32 protein-coding genes and 2 tRNA genes are annotated in these 25406 nt (G+C 61.1%); 15 read left to right on the forward strand and 19 right to left on the reverse strand.

The genetic code is table 11. The annotated features are described in order from the left end of the window. Positions 1 to 38: 38 nt before the first annotated feature. The gene (locus tag HY30_RS01725; RefSeq protein WP_034736253.1) at positions 39 to 371 is read right to left on the reverse strand and encodes a PRC-barrel domain-containing protein; all 333 of its coding nucleotides are present in this window, start codon (positions 369 to 371) and stop codon (positions 39 to 41) included. Between the two features lie 77 nt (positions 372 to 448). After that, positions 449 to 1273, reverse strand: a complete 825-nt coding sequence (locus HY30_RS01730) for a LytR/AlgR family response regulator transcription factor (protein ID WP_034736255.1) — start codon at positions 1271 to 1273, stop codon at positions 449 to 451. Between the two features lie 100 nt (positions 1274 to 1373). Here HY30_RS01730 and HY30_RS01735 point away from each other — a divergent pair, with 100 nt between their 5' ends. Next, positions 1374 to 2579 (forward strand): acyltransferase family protein, encoded by a 1206-nt coding sequence (locus HY30_RS01735; protein WP_034736256.1) that lies wholly within the window; start codon positions 1374 to 1376, stop codon positions 2577 to 2579. Here the strand turns inward: HY30_RS01735 and HY30_RS01740 are convergent. Then, on the reverse strand, positions 2536 to 3525 hold the full coding sequence (locus HY30_RS01740; protein ID WP_051614632.1) for a TraB/GumN family protein: 990 nt from the start codon (positions 3523 to 3525) through the stop codon (positions 2536 to 2538). The genes HY30_RS01735 and HY30_RS01740 overlap by 44 nt on opposite strands. 118 nt (positions 3526 to 3643) lie before the next feature. On the opposite strand from HY30_RS01740, the gene HY30_RS01745 reads away from it, so the two are divergent. After that, positions 3644 to 3720 (forward strand) — tRNA-Arg (locus HY30_RS01745). A gap of 80 nt (positions 3721 to 3800) precedes the next feature. Then, entirely contained in the window at positions 3801 to 4649 is an 849-nt protein-coding gene (locus HY30_RS01750) for a CPBP family intramembrane glutamic endopeptidase (protein ID WP_034736811.1), read from the forward strand. Positions 4650 to 4866: 217 nt separating this feature from the next. Here the strand turns inward: HY30_RS01750 and HY30_RS01755 are convergent, their stop codons facing one another. After that, a complete protein-coding gene (locus HY30_RS01755; RefSeq protein ID WP_034736259.1) occupies positions 4867 to 5322 on the reverse strand; it encodes a hypothetical protein in 456 nt (151 codons plus the stop codon). Between the two features lie 99 nt (positions 5323 to 5421). On the opposite strand from HY30_RS01755, the gene HY30_RS20640 reads away from it, so the two are divergent. From HY30_RS20640 to HY30_RS01765, 3 genes are all read left to right on the forward strand, one after another. After that, positions 5422 to 5652 carry a helix-turn-helix domain-containing protein gene (locus HY30_RS20640; RefSeq protein WP_081812004.1) on the forward strand — a complete coding sequence of 77 codons (231 nt, stop codon included), beginning with the start codon at positions 5422 to 5424 and terminating at the stop codon, positions 5650 to 5652. Positions 5653 to 5893: 241 nt separating this feature from the next. Then, entirely contained in the window at positions 5894 to 6226 is a 333-nt protein-coding gene (locus HY30_RS01760) for a hypothetical protein (protein WP_034736261.1), read from the forward strand. A 395-nt stretch (positions 6227 to 6621) separates the two neighbouring features. Beyond that, positions 6622 to 7143: a thioesterase family protein gene (locus tag HY30_RS01765; protein ID WP_051614633.1), complete on the forward strand. Its 522-nt coding sequence runs from the start codon at positions 6622 to 6624 to the stop codon at positions 7141 to 7143. Here the strand turns inward: HY30_RS01765 and cdd are convergent. Further along, the gene (cdd, locus tag HY30_RS01770; RefSeq protein ID WP_206741391.1) at positions 7140 to 7544 is read right to left on the reverse strand and encodes a cytidine deaminase; all 405 of its coding nucleotides are present in this window, start codon (positions 7542 to 7544) and stop codon (positions 7140 to 7142) included. The two genes, HY30_RS01765 and cdd, sit on opposite strands and share 4 nt — an antisense overlap. 139 nt (positions 7545 to 7683) lie before the next feature. Here cdd and HY30_RS01775 point away from each other — a divergent pair, with 139 nt between their 5' ends. The 4 genes from HY30_RS01775 to HY30_RS01790 all read left to right on the forward strand — a co-directional run bounded on the left by HY30_RS01775 (position 7684) and on the right by HY30_RS01790 (position 10941). Continuing rightward, positions 7684 to 8610, forward strand: a complete 927-nt coding sequence (locus HY30_RS01775) for a nucleoside hydrolase (protein ID WP_034736266.1) — start codon at positions 7684 to 7686, stop codon at positions 8608 to 8610. Next, positions 8607 to 9452, forward strand: coding sequence for a ribokinase (locus tag HY30_RS01780; protein WP_034736267.1), 846 nt, complete (start codon positions 8607 to 8609; stop codon positions 9450 to 9452). Before HY30_RS01775 ends, HY30_RS01780 begins: the two co-directional genes overlap by 4 nt. A 73-nt stretch (positions 9453 to 9525) precedes the next feature. Next, positions 9526 to 10056 (forward strand): SgcJ/EcaC family oxidoreductase, encoded by a 531-nt coding sequence (locus tag HY30_RS01785; RefSeq protein ID WP_051614634.1) that lies wholly within the window; start codon positions 9526 to 9528, stop codon positions 10054 to 10056. An 81-nt stretch (positions 10057 to 10137) separates the two neighbouring features. Then, entirely contained in the window at positions 10138 to 10941 is an 804-nt protein-coding gene (locus tag HY30_RS01790; RefSeq protein WP_034736269.1) for a S1/P1 nuclease, read from the forward strand. Between the two features lie 6 nt (positions 10942 to 10947). On the opposite strand, the gene rpoN is transcribed toward HY30_RS01790, so the two are convergent. The 5 genes from rpoN to HY30_RS01815 all read right to left on the reverse strand — a co-directional run bounded on the left by rpoN (position 10948) and on the right by HY30_RS01815 (position 15196). Then, positions 10948 to 12450, reverse strand: a complete 1503-nt coding sequence (gene rpoN, locus HY30_RS01795) for an RNA polymerase factor sigma-54 (protein ID WP_081812005.1) — start codon at positions 12448 to 12450, stop codon at positions 10948 to 10950. A 22-nt stretch (positions 12451 to 12472) separates the two neighbouring features. Next, a complete protein-coding gene (gene lptB, locus HY30_RS01800) occupies positions 12473 to 13207 on the reverse strand; it encodes an LPS export ABC transporter ATP-binding protein (RefSeq protein WP_051614637.1) in 735 nt (244 codons plus the stop codon). Between the two features lie 97 nt (positions 13208 to 13304). After that, positions 13305 to 13826 carry an LptA/OstA family protein gene (locus HY30_RS01805; protein WP_034736275.1) on the reverse strand — a complete coding sequence of 174 codons (522 nt, stop codon included), beginning with the start codon at positions 13824 to 13826 and terminating at the stop codon, positions 13305 to 13307. After that, complete coding sequence (locus HY30_RS01810) at positions 13813 to 14487, reverse strand: hypothetical protein (RefSeq protein ID WP_034736277.1); 675 nt, start codon at positions 14485 to 14487, stop codon at positions 13813 to 13815. The genes HY30_RS01805 and HY30_RS01810 overlap by 14 nt, the downstream gene beginning before the upstream one ends. A 94-nt stretch (positions 14488 to 14581) precedes the next feature. Then, positions 14582 to 15196, reverse strand: coding sequence for a ribonuclease D (locus tag HY30_RS01815; protein ID WP_034736279.1), 615 nt, complete (start codon positions 15194 to 15196; stop codon positions 14582 to 14584). A 126-nt stretch (positions 15197 to 15322) separates the two neighbouring features. On the opposite strand from HY30_RS01815, the gene HY30_RS01820 reads away from it, so the two are divergent. Together HY30_RS01820 and HY30_RS01825 are read left to right on the forward strand one after the other, a co-directional pair. Beyond that, on the forward strand, positions 15323 to 15799 hold the full coding sequence (locus tag HY30_RS01820) for a hypothetical protein (protein WP_034736283.1): 477 nt from the start codon (positions 15323 to 15325) through the stop codon (positions 15797 to 15799). Positions 15800 to 15814: 15 nt separating this feature from the next. After that, entirely contained in the window at positions 15815 to 16216 is a 402-nt protein-coding gene (locus HY30_RS01825) for a PaaI family thioesterase (protein WP_034736284.1), read from the forward strand. Here HY30_RS01825 and HY30_RS01830 read toward each other — a convergent pair. The 7 genes from HY30_RS01830 to HY30_RS01860 all read right to left on the reverse strand — a co-directional run bounded on the left by HY30_RS01830 (position 16213) and on the right by HY30_RS01860 (position 21985). Beyond that, positions 16213 to 17496: an acetyl-CoA hydrolase/transferase family protein gene (locus HY30_RS01830; protein WP_051614639.1), complete on the reverse strand. Its 1284-nt coding sequence runs from the start codon at positions 17494 to 17496 to the stop codon at positions 16213 to 16215. The genes HY30_RS01825 and HY30_RS01830 overlap by 4 nt on opposite strands. Further along, positions 17493 to 18278, reverse strand: a complete 786-nt coding sequence (locus HY30_RS01835) for an enoyl-CoA hydratase/isomerase family protein (RefSeq protein WP_034736286.1) — start codon at positions 18276 to 18278, stop codon at positions 17493 to 17495. Before HY30_RS01835 ends, HY30_RS01830 begins: the two co-directional genes overlap by 4 nt. A gap of 85 nt (positions 18279 to 18363) precedes the next feature. Then, positions 18364 to 18837 (reverse strand): YaiI/YqxD family protein, encoded by a 474-nt coding sequence (locus HY30_RS01840; protein WP_034736288.1) that lies wholly within the window; start codon positions 18835 to 18837, stop codon positions 18364 to 18366. Between the two features lie 15 nt (positions 18838 to 18852). Beyond that, entirely contained in the window at positions 18853 to 19269 is a 417-nt protein-coding gene (locus tag HY30_RS18960; RefSeq protein ID WP_051614640.1) for a hypothetical protein, read from the reverse strand. Positions 19270 to 19331: 62 nt separating this feature from the next. Further along, entirely contained in the window at positions 19332 to 20402 is a 1071-nt protein-coding gene (locus HY30_RS01850) for an SO2930 family diheme c-type cytochrome (RefSeq protein ID WP_241765613.1), read from the reverse strand. Positions 20403 to 20414: 12 nt separating this feature from the next. Continuing rightward, positions 20415 to 21662 (reverse strand): parallel beta-helix domain-containing protein, encoded by a 1248-nt coding sequence (locus HY30_RS01855; protein ID WP_034736290.1) that lies wholly within the window; start codon positions 21660 to 21662, stop codon positions 20415 to 20417. A gap of 80 nt (positions 21663 to 21742) precedes the next feature. Then, positions 21743 to 21985 (reverse strand): DUF1150 family protein, encoded by a 243-nt coding sequence (locus HY30_RS01860; RefSeq protein ID WP_051614642.1) that lies wholly within the window; start codon positions 21983 to 21985, stop codon positions 21743 to 21745. A 224-nt stretch (positions 21986 to 22209) separates the two neighbouring features. Here HY30_RS01860 and HY30_RS01865 point away from each other — a divergent pair, with 224 nt between their 5' ends. Further along, on the forward strand, positions 22210 to 22539 hold the full coding sequence (locus tag HY30_RS01865; protein ID WP_034736292.1) for a DHCW motif cupin fold protein: 330 nt from the start codon (positions 22210 to 22212) through the stop codon (positions 22537 to 22539). A gap of 49 nt (positions 22540 to 22588) precedes the next feature. Here HY30_RS01865 and HY30_RS01870 read toward each other — a convergent pair. Both HY30_RS01870 and HY30_RS01875 read right to left on the reverse strand, forming a co-directional pair. Then, positions 22589 to 22664 (reverse strand) — tRNA-Ala (locus HY30_RS01870). Positions 22665 to 22713: 49 nt separating this feature from the next. Further along, positions 22714 to 23259, reverse strand: coding sequence for an FYDLN acid domain-containing protein (locus HY30_RS01875; protein ID WP_034736294.1), 546 nt, complete (start codon positions 23257 to 23259; stop codon positions 22714 to 22716). Positions 23260 to 23373: 114 nt separating this feature from the next. On the opposite strand from HY30_RS01875, the gene aroA reads away from it, so the two are divergent. Together aroA and cmk are read left to right on the forward strand one after the other, a co-directional pair. Further along, entirely contained in the window at positions 23374 to 24702 is a 1329-nt protein-coding gene (aroA, locus tag HY30_RS01880; protein ID WP_034736297.1) for a 3-phosphoshikimate 1-carboxyvinyltransferase, read from the forward strand. Continuing rightward, positions 24699 to 25337 carry a (d)CMP kinase gene (cmk, locus tag HY30_RS01885; protein WP_034736299.1) on the forward strand — a complete coding sequence of 213 codons (639 nt, stop codon included), beginning with the start codon at positions 24699 to 24701 and terminating at the stop codon, positions 25335 to 25337. Before aroA ends, cmk begins: the two co-directional genes overlap by 4 nt. Positions 25338 to 25406: the final 69 nt, after the last annotated feature.

A 25406-nucleotide genomic window follows, 5' to 3' on the forward strand; every position in this document is an offset into this window, starting at 1 on the left:
CCCCCGAGGGACCGGCCTTTTATGCCATCAGGCTGGAGTCAGCCGTAATGCGTGGTCATCGACGTGCGGAACTGCGGGTCGGCAAAATCCGGCCACTTGTCCTTGTCGAAACCCGGTGCGTTCTTGAGCCGCTCCTTTTCCACGTTCAGGACCATACGCTTGTTGGCGCGGTCAACGCTGAGGCGCTCGAAGGGCACGGCAAAATATTTATCGCCCATGCCGAGAAAGCCACCGAAGCTGAGAACGGCATATTCAATCTGGCCGCTGTCCGTGTCGACCATGAGGTCCTCGATCTTGCCGAGATCTTCACCGGCGGCATTGTGAACCGAGTCGCCATTGATCGACGAAGCGGACAATACGAAATGTGTCATAGCGTTTCCTTTCTATTGAACTCTATGAAAAAGAAATGCGCGGGACAGCGCCTGTGTTCCGGTGTCCGGGGCTTAAATTACGGAGAGGTTGCAAACGCTTCCCGGTAGCGCCTGCTGCCGGTAATGACCCGGTCGTCATCGAGCGTAATGTCCACATCACCAGAGGCGCGCGGTTTGAGCGCGCCGATCCTTGCCCTGTTGACGAGGCGAGATCGATGCACGCGGACGAAGCCCTGCCCGCCGAGACGCGCCTCCCATGCGGCCAGCGTGCCACGCACGAGGTGCTCCCTTTGCTGCGTATGGAAGGCCACATAATTACCGGCGGACTCCACGTACAGGATGTCGCGCGCGGCCAGGAAGACGGTCGTATTGCCCTCCCTCAGCTCGATGCGCGAGGCATCCTGCGGGATAATCGGAGGCGAGACGGCAAAGCGCTCAAAGGCCCAGTAAGTCGCCGCCACCAGTGCATAGGACAGCACATCCTTGCGCCACTCATAGACAAAGCCCAGCAGCACCCCATCCCCGAAGAAGTCATAGCGCACGCCCATCGCGCCGAACCACAGGTTCCGTAGGAGAACCATGCCGCCGACATGGATCAGCGAGATCACCACCGTCATCACGGCATGGAACAAGGCAAAGCGGGCATAGTGTCCGCCGCGGGGCGGCACGCGGCGTATGGCGAGGCCAATCAACGGCGCCAGCCCGATCCAGAGGATGTAGCTGGTCGCTTCGAGAATGAAGGGGATGGCCGTATTGATCGTGTGCCCGTCACTCCGCGCTTCAAGGATGCCCGACGTCGCGTTGACGAACAGGTTGACCAGACCGATGGCGATGACGGCCAGCCAGGGCCAGAGCCAGAGGCGCCTGTCACCACTCGTCCCGCCAGCCCCTCCACTCGTCACAAGCTCATCTCCGTCTGTCCCGGCCCGCAGCCGCTCGCGTCACAACGATAGCGTGGCCCGCAGCTTCGCGAAAGGAAGGGAGACACGAAGGAGACCCTATATGACTGAACGCCGCTATGATCTTGACTGGCTCCGAATTGGCGCCTTTGGCCTCCTGATATTCTATCATGTGGGCATGTTCTACGTGACTTGGGACTGGCACGTGAAATCCAGCCATGCGAGCCCGCTCATAGAACCGCTAATGCAACTGTCCAGCCCGTGGAGACTGGTGCTGCTGTTCCTGATCTCGGGCGTCGCAACGCGCTTCATGGCCGACAAGATGAGCACATGGCAGCTGACCAAAGCGCGAATGGGGCGTCTTTGGCCACCCTTGCTGCTGGCGGTGTTCTTGATCGTGCCGCCGCAAAGCTATTACGAGGTCGTTGAGGCCCTGAAAGTCCTGAACGGACCGCAATCGCCCTGGCTTGATAATTTCTACGTGAAATACGTGACCGCCTCCGGTCACTGGTGCGATGCGGAGGGCTGCCTGATGACGCCGACCTATAACCATATGTGGTTTGTCGCCTACCTCATCCTTTACTCACTTGCGCTTTTGCCTCTGATCCCGCTGTTGCGCCGCATGCCAACAGCGCTGGCGACCCTCATCCGGGGCCCCGGCCTGATCATCGCGCCATGGCTGTTCCTGTATGCCGCGCGTGTCTTTCTCATGCCGCAGTTCGGCGAGACGCATGACTTCCGCAATGACTGGTATCTCCACATCACCTATTTCGGCACGTTCCTGTTCGGCTTTGCCATTGCGAAACACGCGCCGTTTTTCGAGGCCTGCATGCGCTGGCGTTGGGCCGCGCTGGGCGTCATGTTCGCCGCCTGGGCGGCGCTGATGACGTACTATGCCGCTTGGCCGGGCGATTCAGTGCCGCCCGAATGGCAGCGCATCGTGTTCCGGGGTGTACGCGAGATGCAAGCCTGGACGGCCATCGTCGCGGCCATCGGCTTTGCCCACCGTCATCTGCGCAGCCATGATGGGCCTATGCGCCGCGTGCTGACGGCGGCTGTCTTCCCCTTCTACCTGATACATCAGACCATTATCGTGGTGGCCGGGCACTTTCTGAATGAACTGCACCTGCCTGTCGCAGTGGAAGCTAGCCTTCTGATCCTGATCACGTTCGCCGGTTGCTGGCTGTTCTACGACCTTGGCCGGCGCATCCCCTTCCTGCGCATATGGATCGGCCTGCCCTCGCGGTCGAAGGAAGCGCGAGCTGCTATGGCCCAGTCACGTCCAGACCCTGCGCCCGCAGGAGGGTGATGACACTGTCCTCACCGGCCAGGTGGCCGGAACCGACTGCAACGAGGCGGGTGCCCGGCGTGTCCAGCATTGCGGCGATCTTTGGCGCCCAGGTCTCGTTGCGCGTCTTTAGGAGGGCATCATAAACCTCCTCGGACCCCATCATTTCCGGATTGGCCATCAAAAGGCCAAGGCCCTTCACGTCGCCATCGACCCATTCATCAACCAGCGTGTCGAGCATTTCAGCGCCGTCCTCGATCGATTCCGCCGAGCTGATCAGGAAGTCCACCTGCACATCATCAGGCAGGCGAGCGAGGCGGCCGAGCTGATCGTCGACGGTTTCGAGATAGGCGAAGGATTTGCCCTGCTCTGCGCCCTCGGCCATCAGCACCTGCTCGACGCCGGCTGTGGGGTCGAAGCCGTCCTTGGTCATTTGCATAACCGACAGGTTCACGGCGGCAAACCACGGCCGCATGTTCTGCACCGCACCAAGCGGCAGGCCGACATAGTCGAGCGCCACCTGAAGCTCGACCGTCTCGGCATCGCTCAGCAGGTTGGTCAGCTGGCCGCCATTGGCAAAGAGGCCTTCCTCGCGGACGAATTTCATCATTTCAGCGCCCGCCTCAGGGCTCGAAACGTCGGCCTCGAAGACAAGCGTATCGGCCGCATTCACGGCCTGATTGATTGCATCGCTACGCCAGTCGAGTTCCGGGCGCAGGAGGTGGACGGTGCCCATGATATAGATGGTCGTATCGTCATCCTTGAGCACCCAGAGGGCTGGCTCGCCTATGCCATGCGAGGCCTTGGCCGCCGCGACAGCCGCATCGGTCGCCGCTTCCATCTCGGCACGGGCGTCGGCCGCCTGTGCAGCGATACTGGCCGCATCGGGCGCCTCCTCCCTGCAGGCCGCCAGGCCCGTCAGCGAGAGGCCAAGGATCAGTGAGAGCGCCAGGCCGCGAATCTGCATGTCGTTTCCTTTTCGGTTGCCGCCCTAGCTAGCGCATAAACCGTCATGCGCAAACGATCCGAGGCGGCATTGACCCGTTGCGCCCCCGCCCGGCTTGGCCTAAAGACACGGCCACCCCGCACCCATAGCTCAGCTGGATAGAGCGCTGCCCTCCGAAGGCAGAGGTCACAGGTTCAAATCCTGTTGGGTGCACCATTCGCGAAGCATTTGCGTGAATATTCCGGGCCATTCGAAAAGCACTGGACAAATTATCGAAATTCGATATGCCGTCGCAGATGACAAATTCTCAAATCGATCGGCGGGATGCCTGGATAACGATTTCCATATTCATGGGAATCCTGTGCGGCCTGAGCGCGATTGCGCATTTTGCAATCCTCGAACTCAATCCCACCAGCCTCTATGTCGGCGCATTGATGCTGTGTCCGGCGATCGCCGCCCTAGTGACGCAAAAGATCAGGGGCCGCACAATTTCCAGCCTGCCGTGGGCATGGGGCAACTGGCGCAGTAATATTCAGGCGTACTTCATACCGGCAGCTTATATCACATTGGCGTACTGTCTGATCTGGGCATTCGGGCTGGGGGCCCCGCTCAATCCTGAAACCATTACCGAATGGTCTGATGAACTCGGCTTTCCACCGAATGTGCCTGCCTTGTCGATGTTTGTAATGATCGGCCTGCTGGCCAGCGTCCAGTTCGTCAAATCCCTCGGATCAATTGCCGGGGAAGAGATCGGCTGGCGCGGCTTTCTTGTCTGGGAATTGCGCAAGGTCATGCCCTTTGGCGCCGTGTCCATTTTGAGCGGCCTTATCTGGGCAGCCTGGCACTACCCCATCGTCATCAAATATGGCGGAGGCAATCCCGTATTTCAGGTCGCGTGTTTCACGCTCATGATAACAAGCATGTCCGTGATCATGACGTATTTCACGTTCAAATCCGGAAGTGTCTGGCCCGCCGTCATATTTCACGGCGCCCATAATATTTTCATCCAGAAGATATTCACGCCCCTCACCGTGGATACCGAGGGCACGCAAATGTGGATCGACGAATACGGACTCATGATCCCGCTTATTGTGACCGGCTTTGCCTTCTTCTACTGGCGGAAGGCGAAGGCCGAAGGATTCTAGGAGAGCTGTCAACCGCGGCCTGAACGGGAGTGGACCTACCAGCGTTTTCAAGACCGCAATTTTCTGGCAAAAGCGAAGCGGAAAAGGTTCTCACTTTCACCCCCTCCGGTGCACCATTCCTGTGCTGTCCGACCCGGACACATAGGTAACAGAATGTTCTGGAGAGATAGGTTACACTTTCCCGCGAACAGATTGCAGACCGTTTCAGTTGCTCTGCTCATTCGCCAAAGTTCTGCGCGACCGCTTGCAAGTCCCTCAAAATACTCTTGACGAGCTTATGCGTTGCTCTGCTTTCGTCGGGTGGTACGCTAGCCAGCGCCACGGAAAGCTTTGAAGCGACCCCGTCTATTGTGGTTGCAACCAGCGACGGTATTGTAGCAAGCAGCTTTTGATTTTGCGTGAAAAGCGCAATGATGCGGGCATTGATGGCATCCAGTTCGGACGCCCCGGGAAGCGACGCGCGATCCCGTCTGTTCAGGTTGAACAAGTCATGTTCACGGATGAGATGGGTTTCCAGCCGTTGCCATTGTCGGATGAGCCTCTCGTGCTCTTCATGTCGGTTGAGCCACTCCGAACATGCTTCGGCGGCTTCGTCGGTCGATCGCTGATTAAAGCCGATCGCTTGTGAAGAGCCGCTTTTTGCAATTGCTTGGCGACGTGATTTGCCTGACATCTGCTGCCTCCTGACGATAGATGGGCATGCAAGCCTGCACTCAACATTTACATATTATAGTACATAACACTAAAGTATGTAAATGGCTAGCTTTCCAGCATGGATATGCGAAAGCTGGTAGGTCGCAATTTTGCGCGTCTTCGTCGCGAAAAGTGCCTCACCCAAGAGGAAGTCGAGGCACGATCGGGATTCAGTCAGCAGTATTTAAGCGGATTGGAACAAGGCAAAAGAAATCCAACGGTTGTGACTTTGTATGAGCTCGCTCAAGCTATCGGGGTGACGCACGTCGATCTGGTTATGCCGGACGACAAGACACGACCCAAGAAATAGTCAAAGGCTGCAATCTGCAATTCAGTTCCTCAAAACAGAAATTGCAACCTGGTGCCCATTTTCACTCTCTCCGGCGCACCATTTCTCCCGTTTCAGACGAACTTTTCGGCGACGATGCAGGCCAAGATTGCATCCAGGCAGCGTCGCCTACGTATATATGCTTATTCATCCGCCCTGCCCCCGCCCGTTAAATGCTCCCAATTCAATGGGACGCACGACATTTTATTCGGGAGTGGGACATATGGCTCGAGACGAGCATAATGAGAGCCATGCCGGGCCAATAACTTACGCCGTCTTCGCGGATGCTCTGGAGCGCGAAATCGTGCCGCTGCGCGCCATGACGCTGACAGCGACCGGAGATCACGAGCTTACTGAGCGGATTGTCGCCGGCTTCCTCCTGCGCGTGCTGGACCGCGAGATTCCGCGGCCAATGGCCATCACACCAGACACGATCGAGGGGCTCTATCTCGATTACCTCAAGGATGTGCTTGAGTCGGACATGGTGAAAGTTGCCATAGGGAACGACGCAACTGTTTTTTTGTCCCTGGAACAACTTCGCGAGGCGATGAGATAGGCGCTCGACAGAAGCGATAAGCATTCACCTTCCCCAACGCAAAAAGTACAAATCTCGTGGCCAATAAAGACGACGACACACCACCCGCTTCGCACGCTTCCCATCTCAATGGAGGCGCGAATGGAAAACTGCCTGAAGACTTGCGAGACGCTGTCAGGCAGTCCGCTGGAAACGACCGGTCCATGCCACTATCGGAAAGGCTGATGGATATCATTCGGCGCATCCGGAACTTGCCCTCGGACGACTGAAGGCCTGACTCCAAAACCGACCCACACGCTTTATTAGCCAGTCGCTGGCACCCTCCCTATTCGGCCTAAAGATTGCAGGATGCGGGCCGTTAGCGTGCCATCGGGGGATGGCGTGCGTGAAGGCAAGTTGTCGGGAGCGCGCAAGCCATGAATCTGTTTTTCCGGTTCCTCCGGATCTTTCTGCCGGCCTGGTTCGCGCGGAAGCGGACCCAGCCGTTGGATGTGCATGTCATCAAGTCCGCCGTATGGATCGGCGACCATGATCCGATGGGTCACATGACCAATTCGCGCTACGCCTCGTTCACCGATCTCGGCATGCTGAACTATATCGCCCGCACGGGTTTCCTGAAGGTCTTCCGGAAAAACGGCTGGACCCCGATCATCCAGAGCGAGGCGATCAGCTTCCACCGCATGATGCGCTTCCCGCAGAAATTCGAGCTGCACACCCGCCCTGTCGGCTGGGAGGGCAGCTATATCCTCTTCGAGCACAAGTTCATCTCAAAGGGCCGCACGGTCGCGGAGAGCCGCATGGTCGCCCGCCTTGTCGGTCGCAGGAAGCAGCGCGTGACGATCGACATGGTGTTCGACGGCTATGGCCTACACATGGACAGTCCGGAAATATCACCGCAATTTCGTGCCATGCTGAAAGATCTGGAAGCGCGCCCTTAAAGGCGAAAGCCGTTTGGCAGCACGTCTTCGACGCTCAAGCGTTGGATATCGTCGCCTGTTACGGCAACGCAGTAGATATCCGTGCCATCGACGGCGAGTTCCGCAATGCGCTGGCGACAGCCACCGCAGGGCGTGATCAGCGTGTCGCCACTGCCAACGATGACAATCGCCCGGCATTCCTTGCCGCCTGAAGCCACCATGGAGCCAAGCGCCACCGCTTCGGCGCATGTGCCGAGTGGATAGGCACCATTCTCCATATTGCAGCCCACAGACACATTGCCGTGCTCATCCAGCACCGCCGCGCCGACCTTGAATTTGGAATAAGGCGCATGGGCATTCAGGCGAACGGCGCGTGCGGCCTCAACCAGTCTTTCAAGTGCACCTTGAGGTATATCGGTCACGAAAATCCCCATGCTTTCCAAGGGTTTAATGCAGCTCGCCGCCTGATCTCACTTGCCGGGGCGGGTCCGTTGGTTAGCATGGGCACCAACAAGCCTACAAGGGAAGGAAAACCTGTTTGGAAACGCTGGCGAAACACGCATGACGGCCCGTCCGATCATTATAGACTGCGACCCGGGCGTCGACGATGCCGTGATGCTGATGATGGCATTGGCGAGCCCTGCGCTGGATGTGCGCGCGATCACGACTGTCGCCGGCAATGTGCCGCTTCGGCTCACCAGCCGGAATGCCCGCATGATGTGCCAGATCATGGACCGTCCGGACGTGCCCGTTTTTGCCGGCTGCCCGCGCCCGATATTGCGCGAGCCAGTGACTGCCGAGCACTTCCATGGCGACAGCGGCATTGCCGGGCTGGAACCGTTCGACCCTGACACACCTCTTGCCGCAGGCCACGCCGTCACCCACCTGGTCGACACGCTACGTGGCGCGGCGCCCGGCGAGTACACGATTGTCGTCACCGGTCCGTTGACCAATGTGGCCGCCGCAATTGTCATGGCGCCCGATATTGCCCGTGGCATCGACCAGCTCATCATCATGGGCGGCGCCGACAGTGAGGGCGGCAACATCACGCCCACAGCCGAGTTCAACATTTTCGCGGACCCGCATGCCGCCGCCGTGGTGCTCGACAGCGGCATACCGGCGACACTGCTCAGCCTCGACGTGACGCACCAGGTCCGCGCCGAGCCAGAGCGACTGGAGCCGCTGCGTGCCCTACCCGGCGCGCGGCCAGCCATCATGGTGCAGCTACTAGAAGCCGCCAATGTGCTCGAAGCGCGCTGGAAGGAAGGCCGCATGACGCCCATGCATGACCCGTCGACCATCGCGTACCTGCTCGCCCCACACCTGTTCGAAAGCCGCAAGGCGACTGTCAGCGTCGACACGACAGAGGGCGACCATTTCGGTCAGACGCGCCTCTCGGCGGCCGCTGAAGGCCCCCACACGTGGGTCACAAAGGCCGACGCGGATGGCTTCTTCACCCTCATTGAAGGACTCGTGACAGCATCATGATCACCGTCACCGGCTCCATCAATCTCGATATCGTCGCCACAGGCCCCACCCTACCCCGCCCCGGCGAGACGGTGACCAATGCCCGGCTCGCGCGCCATCCCGGTGGCAAGGGCGCCAACCAAGCCCTCGCGGCTCAGCGTCTCGGCGCAGACGTCCGCCTGATTGGCGCGGTCGGCGCTGACGACATGGCCGAGGAAGCGCTGAAGCTGCTCCAGGCGGGCGGCGTGGACCTTTCCGGCGTGCAGCACATCAACGGCGAGACGACCGGGGTCGCCTTGATCGCCGTCTCGGCGGATGGCGAGAACCTGATCGTGGTCTGTCCCGGCGCAAACCGCGCCCTGCGCCCGGCTGACGTGGAAGACGCAGACATCACCCACATGATGGGCGTCCTCGAAATCCCGGCCGATACACTGCTCGCTGCCGCAAACCGCGCCACAGGGTTCGTCAGCCTGAACCTTGCCCCCGCCATGAGCGTTCCCGACGCCCTGCTCGCCCGTGCCAGCCTGCTCTGCGTCAACGAGACCGAGGCCGCCTTCTATGGCGACGCCCTCCACGCGGCGGGCGCGCTGGTTGCCATCTCGCTCGGCGGCGAAGGCGCGGCGCTCTATCGGAATGGCACGGAAATCGCCCGCGAAGCCGCACCGCAAGTGCAGGTCGTCGACACGGTCGGCGCAGGTGACACGTTTACGGCTGCCCTGACGGTCGCACTGATCGAAGGCATGAGCGAAGAGGCCGCCCTGCGCTTTGCAGTCACCGCTGGCGCGCTCGCCTGCACGCGGGCTGGCGCCCAGCCCAGCCTGCCAAAACGCGCAGAGGTCGACTCTCTCTTCGGAACCAGGTGAACCGGAAAAGTTCAACTTGAATTAGCAATTTGCAAAAATTATTTCCGCCGGTGGCAAATCGGGAATCACCGCCATGAAATCGAAAAATGCGGCAATAAGTTTGACCTGGATCGCACTGACCGCATGCGCCAGCGGCAACGAGGTCACAGCTACGGTGCAGGCAGACGATGTCGCCTCCATTGAGGCCGTCGTGACCCGGCTCGAAGAGGCCTGGACGGCCGGCAATGGCGAGGCGTGGGGCAGGGAGTTTACCGAAGACGCCGACTTCACCGTTTGGTTCGGCCCCCGCGTAAAGGGGCGCGAGGCCATTGAGCAGGGGCACAAGCGCATCTTCGATGGCATCTACAAGAATACGCGCGTCGAGATGGACGTTGCGGGGATCCGCTTCCTCACCCCCGATATAGCGTTGGTTGATATCGATGGCTGGGTTACAAATGCGGGCGAGACCCGTCCTGCGCGTGATGCGGAAGTCCATCCTCTCATCGTCATGGCCCGCTCGGACAGCGGCTGGAAGGTCGAAGCCTTCCAGAACACCCCGAACTTTGGACCAACGCGCGTGGTCAATGGCGACATAAGGGCCCAGCCTGAATTTACCGGGCAGTAGGGCGCGGCGCGACGCGGCATTGACCCTCGCGCGGAATTGGCTTTCTGGTTAGGCGACCTTTTTAGCCCCGGAGACCGCCTGATGAAACGCCTGATCATGACCTGCCTCATGGCCCTCGCCACTGTCATGCCGGCCCATGCATGGGGCAAGACGGGCCACCGGGTCGTCGGCGCTGTCGCCCAGACCTATCTCAGCCAGTCCGCCGATACGGGCGTCAAGGATATCCTGGGCCCAGAAGGCATCGCAGAGGCCGCCGACTGGCCGGACCATATGCGCTCAAACCCTGATCCCTTCTGGCGCTCCGAAGCTAATCCCTGGCACTATGTCACCATTCCTGTCGGCCAGACCTATGCGCAGGTCATTCCGCCGCCGGAAGGCGACGCGATCACTGCGCTCGCAAAATACCGCGCCATTGCGATTGATCCCACAGCGCCGCTGGAACAGCGCCAGCTCGCCCTGCGCTTCATCATCCACATCGTCGGCGACCTGCACCAGCCGCTTCATGTCGGCAACGGCACGGACCGTGGCGGCAACCAGTTCGTCTGCACGTTCTTTGATGAAATGAGCAACCTGCATGAAGTGTGGGACGAGCTGCTGATCAATTACCAGGAACTCTCCTACACCGAATGGACCGAATGGCTCGTGCAGAAGATTACGCCCAACCAGCTCGCCGAATGGGCCAAGGCCAGCCCTGCCGACTGGGCCGATGAAAGCGCCGCCATCCGCGACACGATCTATCCGGACACGCAGATCCTGTCCTATGACTATGCCTACCAGACGCGCGACATTATCCGCCAGCAGCTGTCAAAGGGCGGCGTGCGCCTTGCGGCCTATCTCAACGAGATGTTCGAAACCATGACGCCGGACGCGCAACCGGCCGAATAGAATGGATCAGGCGCTTGCGCGGTTGATGCGGCGGCGCTGAACGCTCGATGGAATGTGCAGGCTCTCGCGATATTTCGCCACCGTGCGGCGGGCGATCTCGATGCCATAGCCGGTCAGGATCTCGACGATCTGGTCGTCCGAGAGCACATCGTCTTCGGTCTCACCGTCAATCAGCGCCTTGATCCGGTAACGCACAGCCTCGGCCGAGTGGGCCTCGCCGCCGCCGGTCGACGGAATGGCCGCCGAGAAGAAATACTTGAGTTCGAACAGGCCACGCGGCGTTGCCATGTATTTGTTCGACGTCACACGGCTGACCGTGGATTCGTGCATCTCGATCACGTCGGCTACCTGTTTGAGGTTCAGCGGACGAAGATGGGCCACGCCGTGCGCGAAGAAGGCATCCTGCTGGCGCACGATCTCGCTCGCGACTTTCAGGATGGTGCGGGCGCGCTGGTCGAGTGACTTGATCAGCCAGGTCGCATTCGCCGCACATTCGGAGATGAACTCCTTTTCCTGGTCACGCATCGGCAGCGCGCTCACTTCGGCATAATAGGCCTTGTCCATCAGCACGCGCGGGAGGGTTTCTGAATTGAGTTCGACGCCAAAACTGCCATTCGGCAGCTCACGCACAAACACGTCCGGTGCAACCGCGATGGTCGTGTCGCTGGAAAAGCCACTGCCGGGCTTCGGGCTGAGCTGGCGAAGCTCGCCCAGCATGTCCTGCAGGTCGGCCTTGTCCACACCGCACACATCGGCGAGCGCCTTCAGGTCGTGCTTCGCCACCATGTCGAGATTGGCGAGCATGGCTTCCATGGCCGGGTCGAAGCGACCGCGTTCCTTCAGCTGCAGCGCCAGGCATTCGGGGATTGAGCGCGCCATCACGCCGGTCGGCTCGAAGCCCTGGCAGACAGCCAGAACGGCGGCGACGTTGGCTTCATCCGCACCGAGAGCCTTGGCGACATCTTCGAGGGGCGCCCGCAGGTAGCCGGCTTCATCGGTCTCGTCGATCAGGCGGGCGCCGATCAGGCGGTCTGCCGCAGAGAGCCCGGCAATGTTCAGCTGATTGTGCAGGTGTTCCTGCAGGGTCAGGTCGGTCGTCAGGTTCGCCGCGAAGTCATATTCCTCGCTGTTGAAGCTGCCACCGGACGTGGCGCTCGACCAGTCCGTCTGGACCGACGGGCCCGAGCCTTCGGCCGGCATCGCGGCATCCGACCCTGTGCCCGGTTCAAACACATCCTCGCCTGGCGCATCAAGCTGCTCGCGTGCGGCGCCAAGGCCGGAATTGTCATCGAGGGAAAGCTGCTCGCGGCGCGCCGGGGCCTCGCCCTGCTCCCTGCCGCCATCCTCGGCATTCTCCTCGGCCTTGTTCAGCAAGGGATTGCGCTCGATCTCGGCTTCCACGAACTCGGCGAGTTCCTGATTGGAGAGTTGCAAAAGCTTGATCGCCTGCTGCAGCTGCGGCGTCATTACCAGGGACTGGCCCTGGCGCATGTCGAGTGACTGTTTCATTCCTAAGCCCGCGCCCTGTCGATCAAGCGGCGAACTGTTCACCCAGATAGACCCTGCGCACATCCTCGTTCTTCAGCACATCGCCTGGCGTGCCATCGAAGAGAACGTCACCATCATACATGACATAGGCCCGGTCCACGATCTGAAGCGTCTCGCGCACCTGGTGGTCCGTAATCAGGACGCCCAGGCCACGCTGCTTCAGGTAGCGGACAAGTTCGGAAATGTCGGAAATGGCGAGCGGGTCAATGCCGGTGAACGGTTCGTCCAGTAGCATGAAGCTCGGACGGGATGCCAGTGCACGTGCAATCTCGACCCGGCGACGTTCACCCCCCGAAAGGGACGTGGCCGCCTGGCCGCGAAGATGTTCCACATGCAGCTCGCTCAGCAGGCTGTCGACCTGTGCCATGCGCGCAGACCGGTCTTTCTCGACCAGTTCCGCCACGGCCATAACATTCTCTTCCACTGTCATTCCCCGGAAAATGGATGCTTCCTGGGGAAGGTAGCCCACGCCAAGGCGTGCGCGCTGGTACATGGGCAGGCGTGTCACGTCTTCCCCATCGATCGAAATCGATCCGGAATCCGCGCCGATCAGGCCCATGATCATGTAAAAGCAGGTCGTCTTGCCGGCCCCGTTGGGTCCAAGCAGGCCAACAACCTCCCCGCGCTGCAGGGATAGAGACACATCACGCACCACCTGTCGTTTGCCAAAGGATTTGGCAATATTCTTAACGACAAGGCCTTCGGCCGCTTCAGTCATCTCGTGAATTCGTCCCTGTTCACGGGCAGTATCGTCGCCCCATGGATGGCATAGTCTGACATACTTAAGATCGGCTTCACGCCATTGCTCGAATTTTTCAGTTCCCGGCTGTTCCCTGGTCTGGCTCGATCACCATGCGGGTCCGTCCGGCACCGCCATCAAGGGTCGTGCGACGCTTGCCGACTTCCATTTTCAGGGTCTGGCCCTCGGCCACATCGCGATCACGCATCAGGGCCACATGCCCCGTCATTGTTATCGTATCGACGGCTGCATCATAAACGCCGCGGTCACCCTTGGCCTTCAGTTCAGGCGTCACATAGAACACGTTTCCCTCGGCAACCATGGTCTCGATCGAACCGAAGCCAGAGCCGACGCCGGAGGACTCACCGCCTTCGGCCTTGCCACTGAATATGATCGTCACCTTGTCAGCGCGCAGCCGGGCCGTGCCTTGCTGAATGTCGACATTGCCGATCAGCAGCACCTTGCGCTCACGCTCAAGGCTCTCGGTCCGCTCGGAATCGATATAGATTGGCCCGCCTTCCGACGAAATCTGTGCCATGGCCGGGGCGGCCAGGGAGGAGAGCGCCAACGCTGCCCCGAAGAGTTTAAGGATTGCCATCTGCACCACCTTCATCACTGGCCGCAGCATCTCGCTCGGCCGGATAGATCACTGTTTTTACGTTACCCTGAAAGACAACGCGGTTACCACCGTCAAGAATTTCATACGAGTCCGAGCGTATATCGCCAAGCGGTCCCTTGCCTTCCAAGGGGGAAAGGCCCTCGACCCAGTCCTGCCCGACATGCACCCGCGCAGCTGCCGTATGGAAGGAATAGCCTGACGCATCGGTGATTGTCACATCGTCATAAAGCTCAAGAATGCCCGCATCGCGGTCATACATGCCCGAGGGCGCGCGCACTTCGCTGCCTGCCGCATCGCGCAGGATCGGCGCCACGAGGTCGACCACATTGGCCGTAAGCTCCTTCCGGCGGGCCGCATCTGCAGTGATCGTGAAGCTTTCACCCGTCGAATCACGGCCGGTAAAGCGCGGATTGAGCATCGTGACGACCTCATCACCGGAAATCTGCACCGGCACGGCGTCACGCGTCAGGGCGCTCTTGATGATGAAACCGAGGAAAAGCCCCATCGAAATCGCGGCGCAGGCCATGAACAGGATGCGCAGGCCCCGCACACGGTCCGACCGCTTGCGGGCATCGGCGAGCGTCGACTGCCGGCGGGGCACCCAGAGGGATGCCGGGTCGTGATGCTTGACTGCGTCCATGAAAGCGAGTGCCTGCGGCCTGTTACAAACGAATACAGACCGTGTTTACCTTTGATAAGGCCGAAACAAAAGCGCGCACAACATGACGCTTGCTTCAGGAATGGGCGAAAATGTCCTGTTCGGCCCAGCCGGCCAGATCGAGGGCGGCGCGGGTCGGCAGGAAGTTGAAACAGGACTGTGCCAGTTCCAGCCGTCCTTCCCGGATCAGCATCGCCTCAAGCCCCTCCTTGATGGCATGCAGGTGGAGCACATCGGAGGCTGCATATTGAAGCTGCGCATCGCTCAGCTCTTTCGCCCCCCAATCGGAGCTCTGCTGCGCCTTGGAGAGGTCCACGCCTGCAATTTCGCGGGCGACGTCCTTCAGGCCATGCCTGTCGGTATAGGTCCGCGCCAGTTTGGAGGCGATCTTGGTGCACCAGATCGGTGCGCAATCCACGCCCAGCCAGCGCTTGATCATGCCCACATCAAACCGCGCAAAGTGGAATAGCTTGATCACCTTGGGGTCAGCCAGCAGGGCCTTCAGGTTCGGGCAATTATAATCCCGGCCGAGCTGGACCAGGTGCGCCGTACCGTCGCCGGACGACAATTGCACCAAGGTGAGGTGATCGCGCAGCGGGTTGAGGCCCATGGCTTCGGTATCGATGGCAACAATCGCGCCGAAATCGATATTTTTGGGCAGATCGCCCTTATGCAGTTGGATTCCGTTCATGTTCAGCGCTTTAGCATGGGTTGGGTTAAGGGCAAATGATCGGTGCAGGCAGGTTTAAAGGGCCGAATTCCGATTTGACGCGCGATACGGGACGCAGCTAGCTTTCCCGGACACTTAGGGGGACGGATGAAACCATATCTGCTGGCAGCCACTACGCTGGCGACAGTGCTGACGGCCTGTACATCGGACGAGATCCTGATGATGTCGGACGCATTTGCCCAGACATTCGAGGAAGAGACCTACAGGAATTCCTACGCCATGGGCGCAGGCTATTCCCCTTACACGCCCTATGGCTTTTCGACCTATTCCGGCTGGCCCTCGGGCTATTCCTATGGCGATTATGTCGGATCATATGCCTGTTCGAGCATTGGCTCCTATTACACATGCGACAGTGACGGGGATGGCTATGCCGACATGTATGGGGATACGGCGGACGGCTCGTATTCCAGTGCAAGCTTCCGGGTGAACGGGCGCGGCGAAGCCTATACCTACAATGGCAGTTGCAGCTGCTGGGAGCGCGAACGCTCGCTCGACGGTCCCCGCAAGGACTATCATGATCGCTATGAAGACTACGACGATCACCGGCATCATCACGATCACTGAAGAGGGACGCACGACATGGCCAAGGACCCGATGCAGGCCATTGTCGCCTCGATGCCCTTCGCCGGCCATATCGGCCTGCGCATGGTGGAAGCCACAAAGCATCAGGTTATCGGTGAGGTCACTGTCGAGGCTGACAAATGCACCGCCGGGAACATCGCCCATGGCGGCTTCCTGATGACACTGGCCGACTGCGTGGGCGCCGTCGCGGCCTTCCTGAACCTGCCCGATGACGCGAAAGGCACCACCACCACCGAGAGCAAGACCAACCTGATCGCCGGGGCGCCTGTCGGCACTGTCCTGCGTGCCACGGCTCTTCCGGTCAGCGTCGGCAGGCGCCTGCAGGTCTGGCAAACACGCGTCGAAACGATTGAAGGCAAACTGATCAGCCTGACCACGCAGACCCAGCTGAACCTCTAGAGCCCCGCCCGCATCCCGGCCCAGGCCTCCGCGAGGGCGCCCCGGTGCGCCGGATCAGCAATCGAGATCAGCCTCTTGGCCCGTTCGTCGACGCTCGCGCCGCGCAGGTTCACCGCGCCATGCTCCGTCACGACCCATCCAATATCCGAGCGCGGCACGCTGACCCCCTCAGGCCCCAGCCGGGAGACGATCCGGCTGACCTGCCCCTTGGCCGCCGTCGACGGCAGGGCGACAATCGGCATGCCGCCATCAGAGACGGCCGCACCGCGCAGGAAATTGGCGAGGCCGCCGATGCCGGACACCTGCTGTCCCTTCATGAATTCCGCATTGGCCTGCCCGAACAGGTCCACTTCCAGCACCGAATTGATGGCCGTGAAACGCGGGATCCTTGCCAGTACCTCAATCCCATGCGTCACGTCCACGCCGCGGAAGCGGAACCGCCTGTCACGCGCCACGCGGTTATACAGCGCCTTCGTGCCCATCGCGACACCAGTGAGGATTGCGCCGGGCGCATCGACCACGCGACCTGCATCGATCAGGCCCAGCACGGGGTCGGTCACGAGGCCGGAATGGATCGTCAGGTTCGCTGGTCCGCCTGCGTCAGCCAGCGCCTTCAGCACCGCCTGCTGCACATTCCCGATCCCGAACTGAAGGCAGGCCGCCTCCCCGCCAACAAGATCCGCAATCCGTTCCCCAATGCGCGCAAACACCGGCGGCAAGGCCGATTCCGTCAGCTCCACCAGCGGCGTCTCGTCCCGGGCCACCACATCGAAGCGCGAAAGCGGCACACGCAAGGTGTCGCGCGGCGCCGGCATGCACGGATTGACCACGGCCATCACCGGAATATCCGGACGCGCAAGAATCGCGCCTGAGAAATCCGCCGACAGGCCAAGGCTGACAGTTCCGTCGGCTTCCGGCGGCGAGACCATGATGACAGCCACGTCAATCGGCCCGGCCTGCATCTCGCGATAGCTTTCGGTATAATGCATGGGACGCAGAAGAATCTTTCCCGCCGCGAAGCCGTCCCGCATGGCGCCATACATGAAGGGCATTTCCGCGCGTGCGGTCGCATGCAGGTGCGTCCAGTCGAGATGATTGAGGCCTGGCACGGGTACGCCGACAAAGGTGAGGTCTCGCGCCAGTTCAGCCTCGGCGCTGAGCGCATTATATAGCCCGACAGGCTCGCCGCTGCATCCGGCAAGGTAGAGCCGCGCAGGCCCCGGCTTCAGGGCCCGCAGCGCGGCAAAGCCCTCGGCAAGACTATCAGCGCGATGCATCATTTGAATGTGAAATTGGCGGGGCGCTTTTCGAGGAAGGAAGAATAGCCCTCCACGAAATCCTCGCTCGCAAACCCGTCCGCGAACAGGCCTGTCGCTTCAGACGAGGTGTCGTCCCACCCGGCCTCGATACCCGCGACCATCCGCTTTATCGCCCGTGTCGACCATTGCGACGTCGCGGCCACCGCATCGCCAAGCGCGCGGGCACCGGCCAGTGCCTCGCCTCTCGCCACCACACGGCTGAGCAGGCCCATTTCCTTCGCCTCGGCCACGTCAAAAATGCGCGCCGTAAACAGGATGTCCTTCGCGCGCGCAGCCCCGATCGCCGCCACCAGCCGCCGCGTATCGCCCGCCGGATAGACAATGCCCAGCTTGGCCGGCGTGATGCCGAACCGCGCATCCTCGCTCGCGACCCGCAGGTCTGCCGCCATGGCAAGGCTCATGCCCCCGCCAACACAGGCGCCATCAATCGCCGCAATCACCGGCTTGGTGCAGGCCTCCACAGCATTCAGCGCCGCCGCGATCACCGCGCCAGACTGCGCCGCCGCTTCAGGCGTCGAATAGATCGTCGAAAACTCCGAAATATCTGCACCCGCCGCAAAGGCGCCAGCGTCTCCGCCATGAATGATCACCACCTTGACTGTCTCGGCCGCCACAACCCGCTCGATCAGTTCCGGGATGGCCGCCCACATGTCGACCGACAGGGCGTTACGTTTTTCCGGCTTGTTGAGAATGATCTCGCCGAAAGGCGCATTGATCTCGAGGCGTATGGATGGCTGGCTCAAACGGGCCGCTCCCTGGTCGGCGCGCCGCACTGGCGCTATCAGCCTCCCGTCATGGCAAGAAGCCCGCAACCACGCAAGCCGTGGCCTAGGGCATACGTTTCAGCTTCACCAGCGCCTCATCAAGCGCCGAGAGGAAGCGCGACCTGTCCGCCTTGGTAAAGGGCGCCGGTCCGCCCGCCCGCGGCGTGCCTGTCTCGGCAATGCCGACGCGCAAGTCAGCGAGGATCGCCCGCGTAGCGACCGCCGCGCCAATGGAATCATCGGTAAAGGGTTTGCCCGTCGTCCCGATCACTTTCGCGCCAGCTTTCAGGCAGCGGTCGGCCAGCAAGATGTCCGCCGTGATCACGACGCTCTTGGCGTGCGCCCGCTCGGCGATCCAGTCATCTGCGGCATCAAAACCATCTGTCACGATCTGGCGTGAGAGCAGCGCATGCTCCGGCATGCGAATATAGGAATTGGACACGAGCACCGCCGGCACACCATGGCGTACCGCCACACGGTAAATCTCGTCCTTTACCGGACAGGCATCGCCATCGATGAAAATCTGTAAATCGGCCAACCGAAGGTCCTTGCATCACTTGTTTTCAGCGACCGGCCTATCCTCCCGGCGCGTCGCCGTCCAGATCATCAGGAAATCCCGACCGAAAGACAGCGTCTGTCCCTCAATTTTGCCGTCTACCAATCGGCCTGAATGGGCATAAGGCGCATTGCCATCCGACGTAACCGAACCGAAGGCGATGACGTTTCCGCGTACCGCGTACTCGGCCTCCTCAAATGGAGAATCATAGAAAGAGCCTGTCAGCACGCCGTCTGGCGACAGGTTCAGCTCCATGACGGTCGCACTCGGCGGCTTGTCGGGCGCATAAAGCATCGCAACGTCCCATGTTCCATTGAGCGCGCTGGGCGAAGGAGTCATGACCGGGGCCTTTGCAGGCTGCGTTACGGTGCACGCTGAAACGATGGCGAGGGACAATACGGCGAGGAATTTCATGCCAGGATCTCCGTGCGGCTGCCGATTGCCGGCATCTGGCACAAGAGATAGGTCGCTCGACTTCAGCGCCCAGATGGTTCGTCGGACTCCATGTCCTCGATCCATTCACGCACCAGCGCAACGCCGGGCTCATCAATCACGCTGCGCCCGAGTTCCGGCATGGCCACGCCTGCCTCCGTCGCGTTCATCCGATATGGCATGATCGAATGGTCCGGGTCCCCTGGCGCAATCACGAAGGTGAGCCCGCCCGAGCCCCTGCCCGCCGCCGTCGGATGCTTGCCAATGCCAAGCTTGACCGGATCGTTTTCCCCGGACCCGAGCCAAAGCCCCGAATTGGAAGCCGACCCGCCTGCATTGTGGCAATGCCCGCAATTGATATCGAGATAGGCGCGCGCCCGCTCCGACACAGGCAGGCTGAGATCATAGACTGCCGCTGCCGCAGGCACGTCATCCGGCACGCCCTCCAGCAGGCCGCGTGCCTGCCAGTCGTCAATCTGGTTCACGCCCGCCGGGCCGTCATGGTTCAGGTTGCGCGCCTTCGGCCCGATTGGCAGCACGTCGTGCCCATCCTGGTGGCAGGTCTTGCACTGGTTCTTGTTCGGGATGGCATAGTCGATGCTGAGGGCAGCGCCTGACGGGTCGATCACCGAGATCGCCTCATGCCCGCCTGCCGGGGCATAGGTCGCCTCCGTGCCTTCGGCATTCCAGACATAGGGAAAGGCCGCCCAGCCATCCTTCTTGTGGATCAGCACTCGTGTCTCGACCTTGTATTCCTTGACGCCGGGCGCGCGCAGGTCCGGCGCAAAGGCAAAGGTCTTGATCAGGGCACTGCCGACCGGAAAGTCCATCACCTTGTCCGGCGAATAGGAAGCCACGTTGCCCCTCGGCACGAAAACGAAACGGTGCTTGATTGCATGATCGGAAAACAGCGGATTGATCAAATCATAGGGCACAACGCCTTCTACCGGCTGGTCAGCGCCCGCATCCTTGAAGAAACCATAGTCTGCCAGCGTCTCGGCAGGCGCATCTGCCATGAGGAGCGCCATGTCCGGCCCGCCCGCCGCGCCGTCCGGCCCGCCACACCCCGCCAGCAGGAGCAGCGCAGGGACAAGACCGGCCATCCATCGCATCATCACGCCGCCGCCTTACTCCGCATCCTGCGGCAGCTTGACCGCCGCCGGCTCTTCCACCGGCGTGCCTTGCGGACGCTCCGTGCTCGGCTCCATCGCTTGCGGATCGATCGGATAGGCACCGAGACCGAGACTGACAAAGCCTATGTCTGGCGCCTCATCCACGACAATATTCACCGGTTGCGATTCCGCGCCCGGCCAGCGCGTCACGCCGTCGGTCACAATCTCCGGGAACGTACCGCCGAGGGCCTGAGCCGCCGGGGCCAGGTCGCCCTGCGGATCATTGCCGCCGCCCGACCAGCGATTATTGCGCACGACGATATCGCGCGGCAGCGGATTGTAATTCGCATCGGCAAAGGCCTGCGGATAGGCCGTGATCAGCATGTGCGCCGTACGATTGTCGGCAAATTCATTGTCGAACACATGCACGTCATAGTTCGCCAGAATGATCACGCCGCTACCTGATGGCACGCCCGCAACAATATTCCCGGCCGGTGCAAAGTTGCGCGTGTTGTTGTGCACGATCTGGTTGTTGAAGATGCGCGTGGAATGCCCGCCCATGACCGGAAGGTCCGGCAGGTCGAACACGAGAATGCCGCCGGCATTGTCCCGAGCGATATTTCCGTACACGTCGGCATTTGACGAGTTCTCGATCTCGATGCCCGCGACGTTGAACTCGGCCAGTGAGTTGCGCACGATGATATTGTGCGACTGGCCGACATAGATCCCCGCGTCTGATGCCCCGCGCACGGTCACGTTCTCGATCAGCACATCGGTCGAATCCACGGGATAGACACCATAGGCGCCATTGCCTTCGTCCGGCTCGCCCGACCAGTCGACCGTCACATCGCGATAGACAATCCGGTCGGCGCCCTTGGACTTGATCCCGTCGCCCTTGGTGTCACGAATGCCGAACGCCATCAGCGTCACATCATCCGATGTCACCAGCAGGCCTTCGCCCGCGCCGGTCTGTCCGGCAAAATCGAGAATGGTCTTGTCCTGGCCTGCGCCGAGCACGGTCACCCCATCAACATCAAGCGATAGGCCGGTCGTCAGTCTGAACACGCCTTCCGGCAGGCGCACCGTGTCACCGGGCCTGGCTTCAATCAGCGCTGTCTGCAGGTTTGCAGCGAAATCGCCCTCGGTCGAAACAATTTCCGGCAGGGCGGGCGCGGCCTCTTCAGGCGCAGCAGCAGGCTTCGGACTGCAGGCGACAAGCGCCAGTGCGGCCACGAGGCCTGTTCCAGGAATGTAATTTTTCATGCCGATGCTTCCCCCCGGTTCTTTTGATGACGCAAGTGTCATCATCAAACCGGAGAAAAGCAAGGGGCTATCAGGCGGCGTTAATGCACGCTGAGGGGCTTCAGGTCGTTCGCGAGCGCCGCCGCAAAGGCCGCATCGCGGCCCTCGACAACGGCCAGCCTTACGCCGTCGGCAGACAGGACAACAAAGAGTTCTTCGGGATCCTTGACCTGTTCCATGGCATTAGCGGGCATCAGCGTCTGCAATTCGTCAGCATCCAGGTGGCGGATGTAGACAAAGGCGTCGCTTTCAAACGGGTTCGTTTTCAGTTCGGTCGTTATCATTTTCCAATCCTTTCCGTCACAAGACAGATACCGAACGCCAGAGCCGGTGACTGTGCCTCGTGGGCGGACCCTTCGTTCACTAAGAAGGTGGGGGATCAATGTGTCCGCTTCAAGCGCCGACCTGTGGCGGAAGTGAGACAGCGTTCACACTTTAGTGAAGCTAAACAGGGCTGTTTTGGCTAAAAGCCAACCTGCCGACCAGACAGCAAAGAAGCGAGACCCGAATGGACCTTTCAAATATCCCCTTCGCCACGACAGACTGGTCCACAGTCTCAACGACCGAACATCCCGGCGAAACCGGGATTGCCACATGGCGGACGGTTGACCTTGGCTGCGTGAGGGTCCGGCGAGTGGACTATTCCGCAAATTACAAGTCGGATCATTGGTGCAAGCGCGGACACATCCTGTTCGTACTGGAAGGGGAACTTGTCACCGAGCTGGAGGATGGCCGCGTTTTTACGCTTTCGGCTGGCATGAGTTACCAGGTTCAGCATGACGGCGAAGCGCACCGCTCCGAAACGCAGACCGGCGCAAAGCTGTTCATCGTCGATTAGACAACTATCGGCGACGTCTCACGCCGTACCGGTCAACAGGATCGGGGAATGGTGGAGCCAGACGGAATCGAACCGACGACCTCTTGCATGCCATGCAAGCGCTCTCCCAACTGAGCTATGGCCCCAATCTCGGGAAGGGCGAGAACTAGACGCAGTAAACGCGCCTTTCAAGCCCTAATCTTCATCCTCATCATCAAGAACGAGCGGATCATCATCGTCATCGTCCGCATCGGCGTCGATATCGAATGCATCATCGTCGTCATCGTCCAGAATGACGTCATCATCATCGTCATCCTCGACGCCTTCTTCGGTGAATCCGGCCGGAACCTTCGTGGTCGAGCCTTCTTCCTCGTCGTCCTCGCCAGCGCCTTCCAGGATCACTTCGGCTTCTTCGCCGCCGAGCTCCTTGGCGTCTTCCTCGTCGTCGATGTCGTCTTCATCTTCGTCGTCGATGTCGTCGTCATCGTCGCCCTTGTTCTTGCCCTTGCCTTTGACGGCGATGTCATCCTCGTCGTCATCATCATCGTCATCGTCGTCAGACTTGACGGCGGCGCGGGCAGCCTTGGCTTTCACTTTGGTGATCGTGGTCTTGATCACTTCATCTTCGGGATCGAACTCATTGCCACATTTGGGGCAAACGGCCGGGCGCTTGTGAAGGTCGTAGAAACGGGCTTCGCAGTCTGGGCAGACTTGCTTGGTTCCGAGTTTGTCTTTCGACACAGGGCGGCTCCCTTCGGAGTTTCAATGATTTTGGTCTGGCGGGCGCTTGCCATGAACGCTGCGCGCTGTCAAAGCCCGAATTCACGTAAGAAACAGTGTAACCGGAAATTGATCATGGTCTGGACCAGCCGCCCCGTCTCCCGCCTGCACGGCGTCCTTCGCGCCCCCGGCGACAAGTCCTGCAGTCATCGCGCGCTCATCATGGGCGGCATTGCGCACGGCACCAGCCATTTCACCGGCCTTCTGGAAGGTGATGACGTCCTGCGCACGGGCGCGGCCATGCAGGCCCTCGGCGCAACGGTCACGCGCACGGGCGCTGGTCAATGGGAGGTCACGGGCACAGGCGCGCGCGGCCTCACCTCCCCCGCCGCCGCGCTCGATTTCGGCAATTCCGGCACCGGCTCGCGCCTGATGATGGGCCTGATGGCCGGGTACGCCCTCACCGCAGAACTTTGCGGGGATGCCAGCCTCAGCGCCCGCCCGATGAACCGCATCCTGACGCCCCTACGCCAGATGGGCCTCACCGACACCGCCGAGCCGCACGGCCGCCTCCCCTTCCGCCTGACCGGCTCGGCCGCGCTTCAGGCCATCACCTATGCCCCGCCACAGGCCTCCGCCCAGATCAAGTCCGCCGTCATGCTGGCGGGCCTCAATGCCCACGGCACAACAATCGTCGAAGAGGCCAAACCGACCCGCGACCATACCGAACGCATGCTGCGCGGCTTCGGCGCCGAGGTCGGCGTCTCGCGCGGCGCCGGTCAGGTCCGCACCATCTCCCTGCTGGGCGGCCAGAAACTCTCGGCCATCGAGGCCGCCATCCCGGGCGACCCGTCCTCGGCGGCCTTCCTTATTGCTGCGGGCCTCATCTCGCCCGATGGCAATGTTCTCGTCGAAGGCGTCATGTCCAACCCCACCCGCTCCGGCTTCTACGACCTTGCCGAACTCATGGGCGCCCGCCTCGGCGCCGAGGATACAGGTGATGCTGCCGGTGAACGCCTGATCGACATCCAGTCCGGCAGCGCCTCCCTGATCGGCCGCAACGTGCCTGAGCGCCTCGTCCCCTCCATGATCGACGAATTCCCGATCCTCGGCGTGCTGGCCGCCTTTGCCACCGGCGAAACCGTCGTCACCGGCGCCGAAGAGCTGCGCGTCAAGGAAACAGATCGCGTGAAAGCCGTGGTCGACATGCTGCGCGCCAATGGCGTCGAGGCCGAAGAGCGTGAAGACGGCTTCGTGGTCCAGGGCTGCGGCGGCCCGCCCCCCGGCGGCGGCCTGGTCGAAACCCGCCACGACCACCGCATCGCCATGAGCGCCCTGATCATGGGTACAGCCTCGCAGAAGCCTGTCAGCGTCGACGACATCTCCATGATCGACACCAGCTATCCGGAATTCCTCGCCCACATGGCGACACTGGGAGCTGATATTTCCGAGGGCGCATCATGATTATCGCCATTGATGGAACCACCGCCTCGGGAAAAGGCACGATCGCCAAGCGGCTCGCGGCGAAATACGCCCTGCCGCACATGGATACGGGCTGCCTTTACCGCGCGACCGCCGTTGCCGCCCTGAAACAGGGCGTTGCCCTTGATGATGCGGAGGCGCTCCAGCAAATCGCCATTAATCTCGACCTGTCGAAATTCCGCGATTCCGACCTGCGCACCGGCGAAGCCGGCAAGGCCGCCAGCCAGGTCGCCGTCATTCCGGAAGTCCGTCAGGCCCTGTTCGAGCTGCAGCGCAGCTTCGCCACGCAGGCCGGCGGCGCCCTGCTCGATGGCCGCGATATCGGAACAGTCATTGCACCTGACGCCGATGTGAAACTCTGGGTCGACGCCAATGTCGAGCAGCGCGGCTATCGGCGCTGGAAGGAACTTGTCGGCTTCGAGCCGGATCTAACGCTCGAAGAGGTCATCAAACAGCTCCGGAACCGCGATGAACGCGACCAGTCCCGCAAGGATGCCCCCGCTGCCATCGCGTCAAATGCCGTCTTGATAGATACGACTGATCTGACTATAGACGCCGCAGTGGAGAAGGCGATTGTGGCCGTTGAGGCCGTTCTCGCCCGTGGAAAGACCGTTTGAAGGGCCCAAAAGGCTCAAATCCAAACAAGCGGTACCGCTCTGAAATACAGACCACTCTAACGGGTCGTT

The sequence above is a fragment of the Hyphomonas chukchiensis genome, from assembly GCF_000682695.1.
Lineage (GTDB): Bacteria > Pseudomonadota > Alphaproteobacteria > Caulobacterales > Hyphomonadaceae > Hyphomonas > Hyphomonas chukchiensis.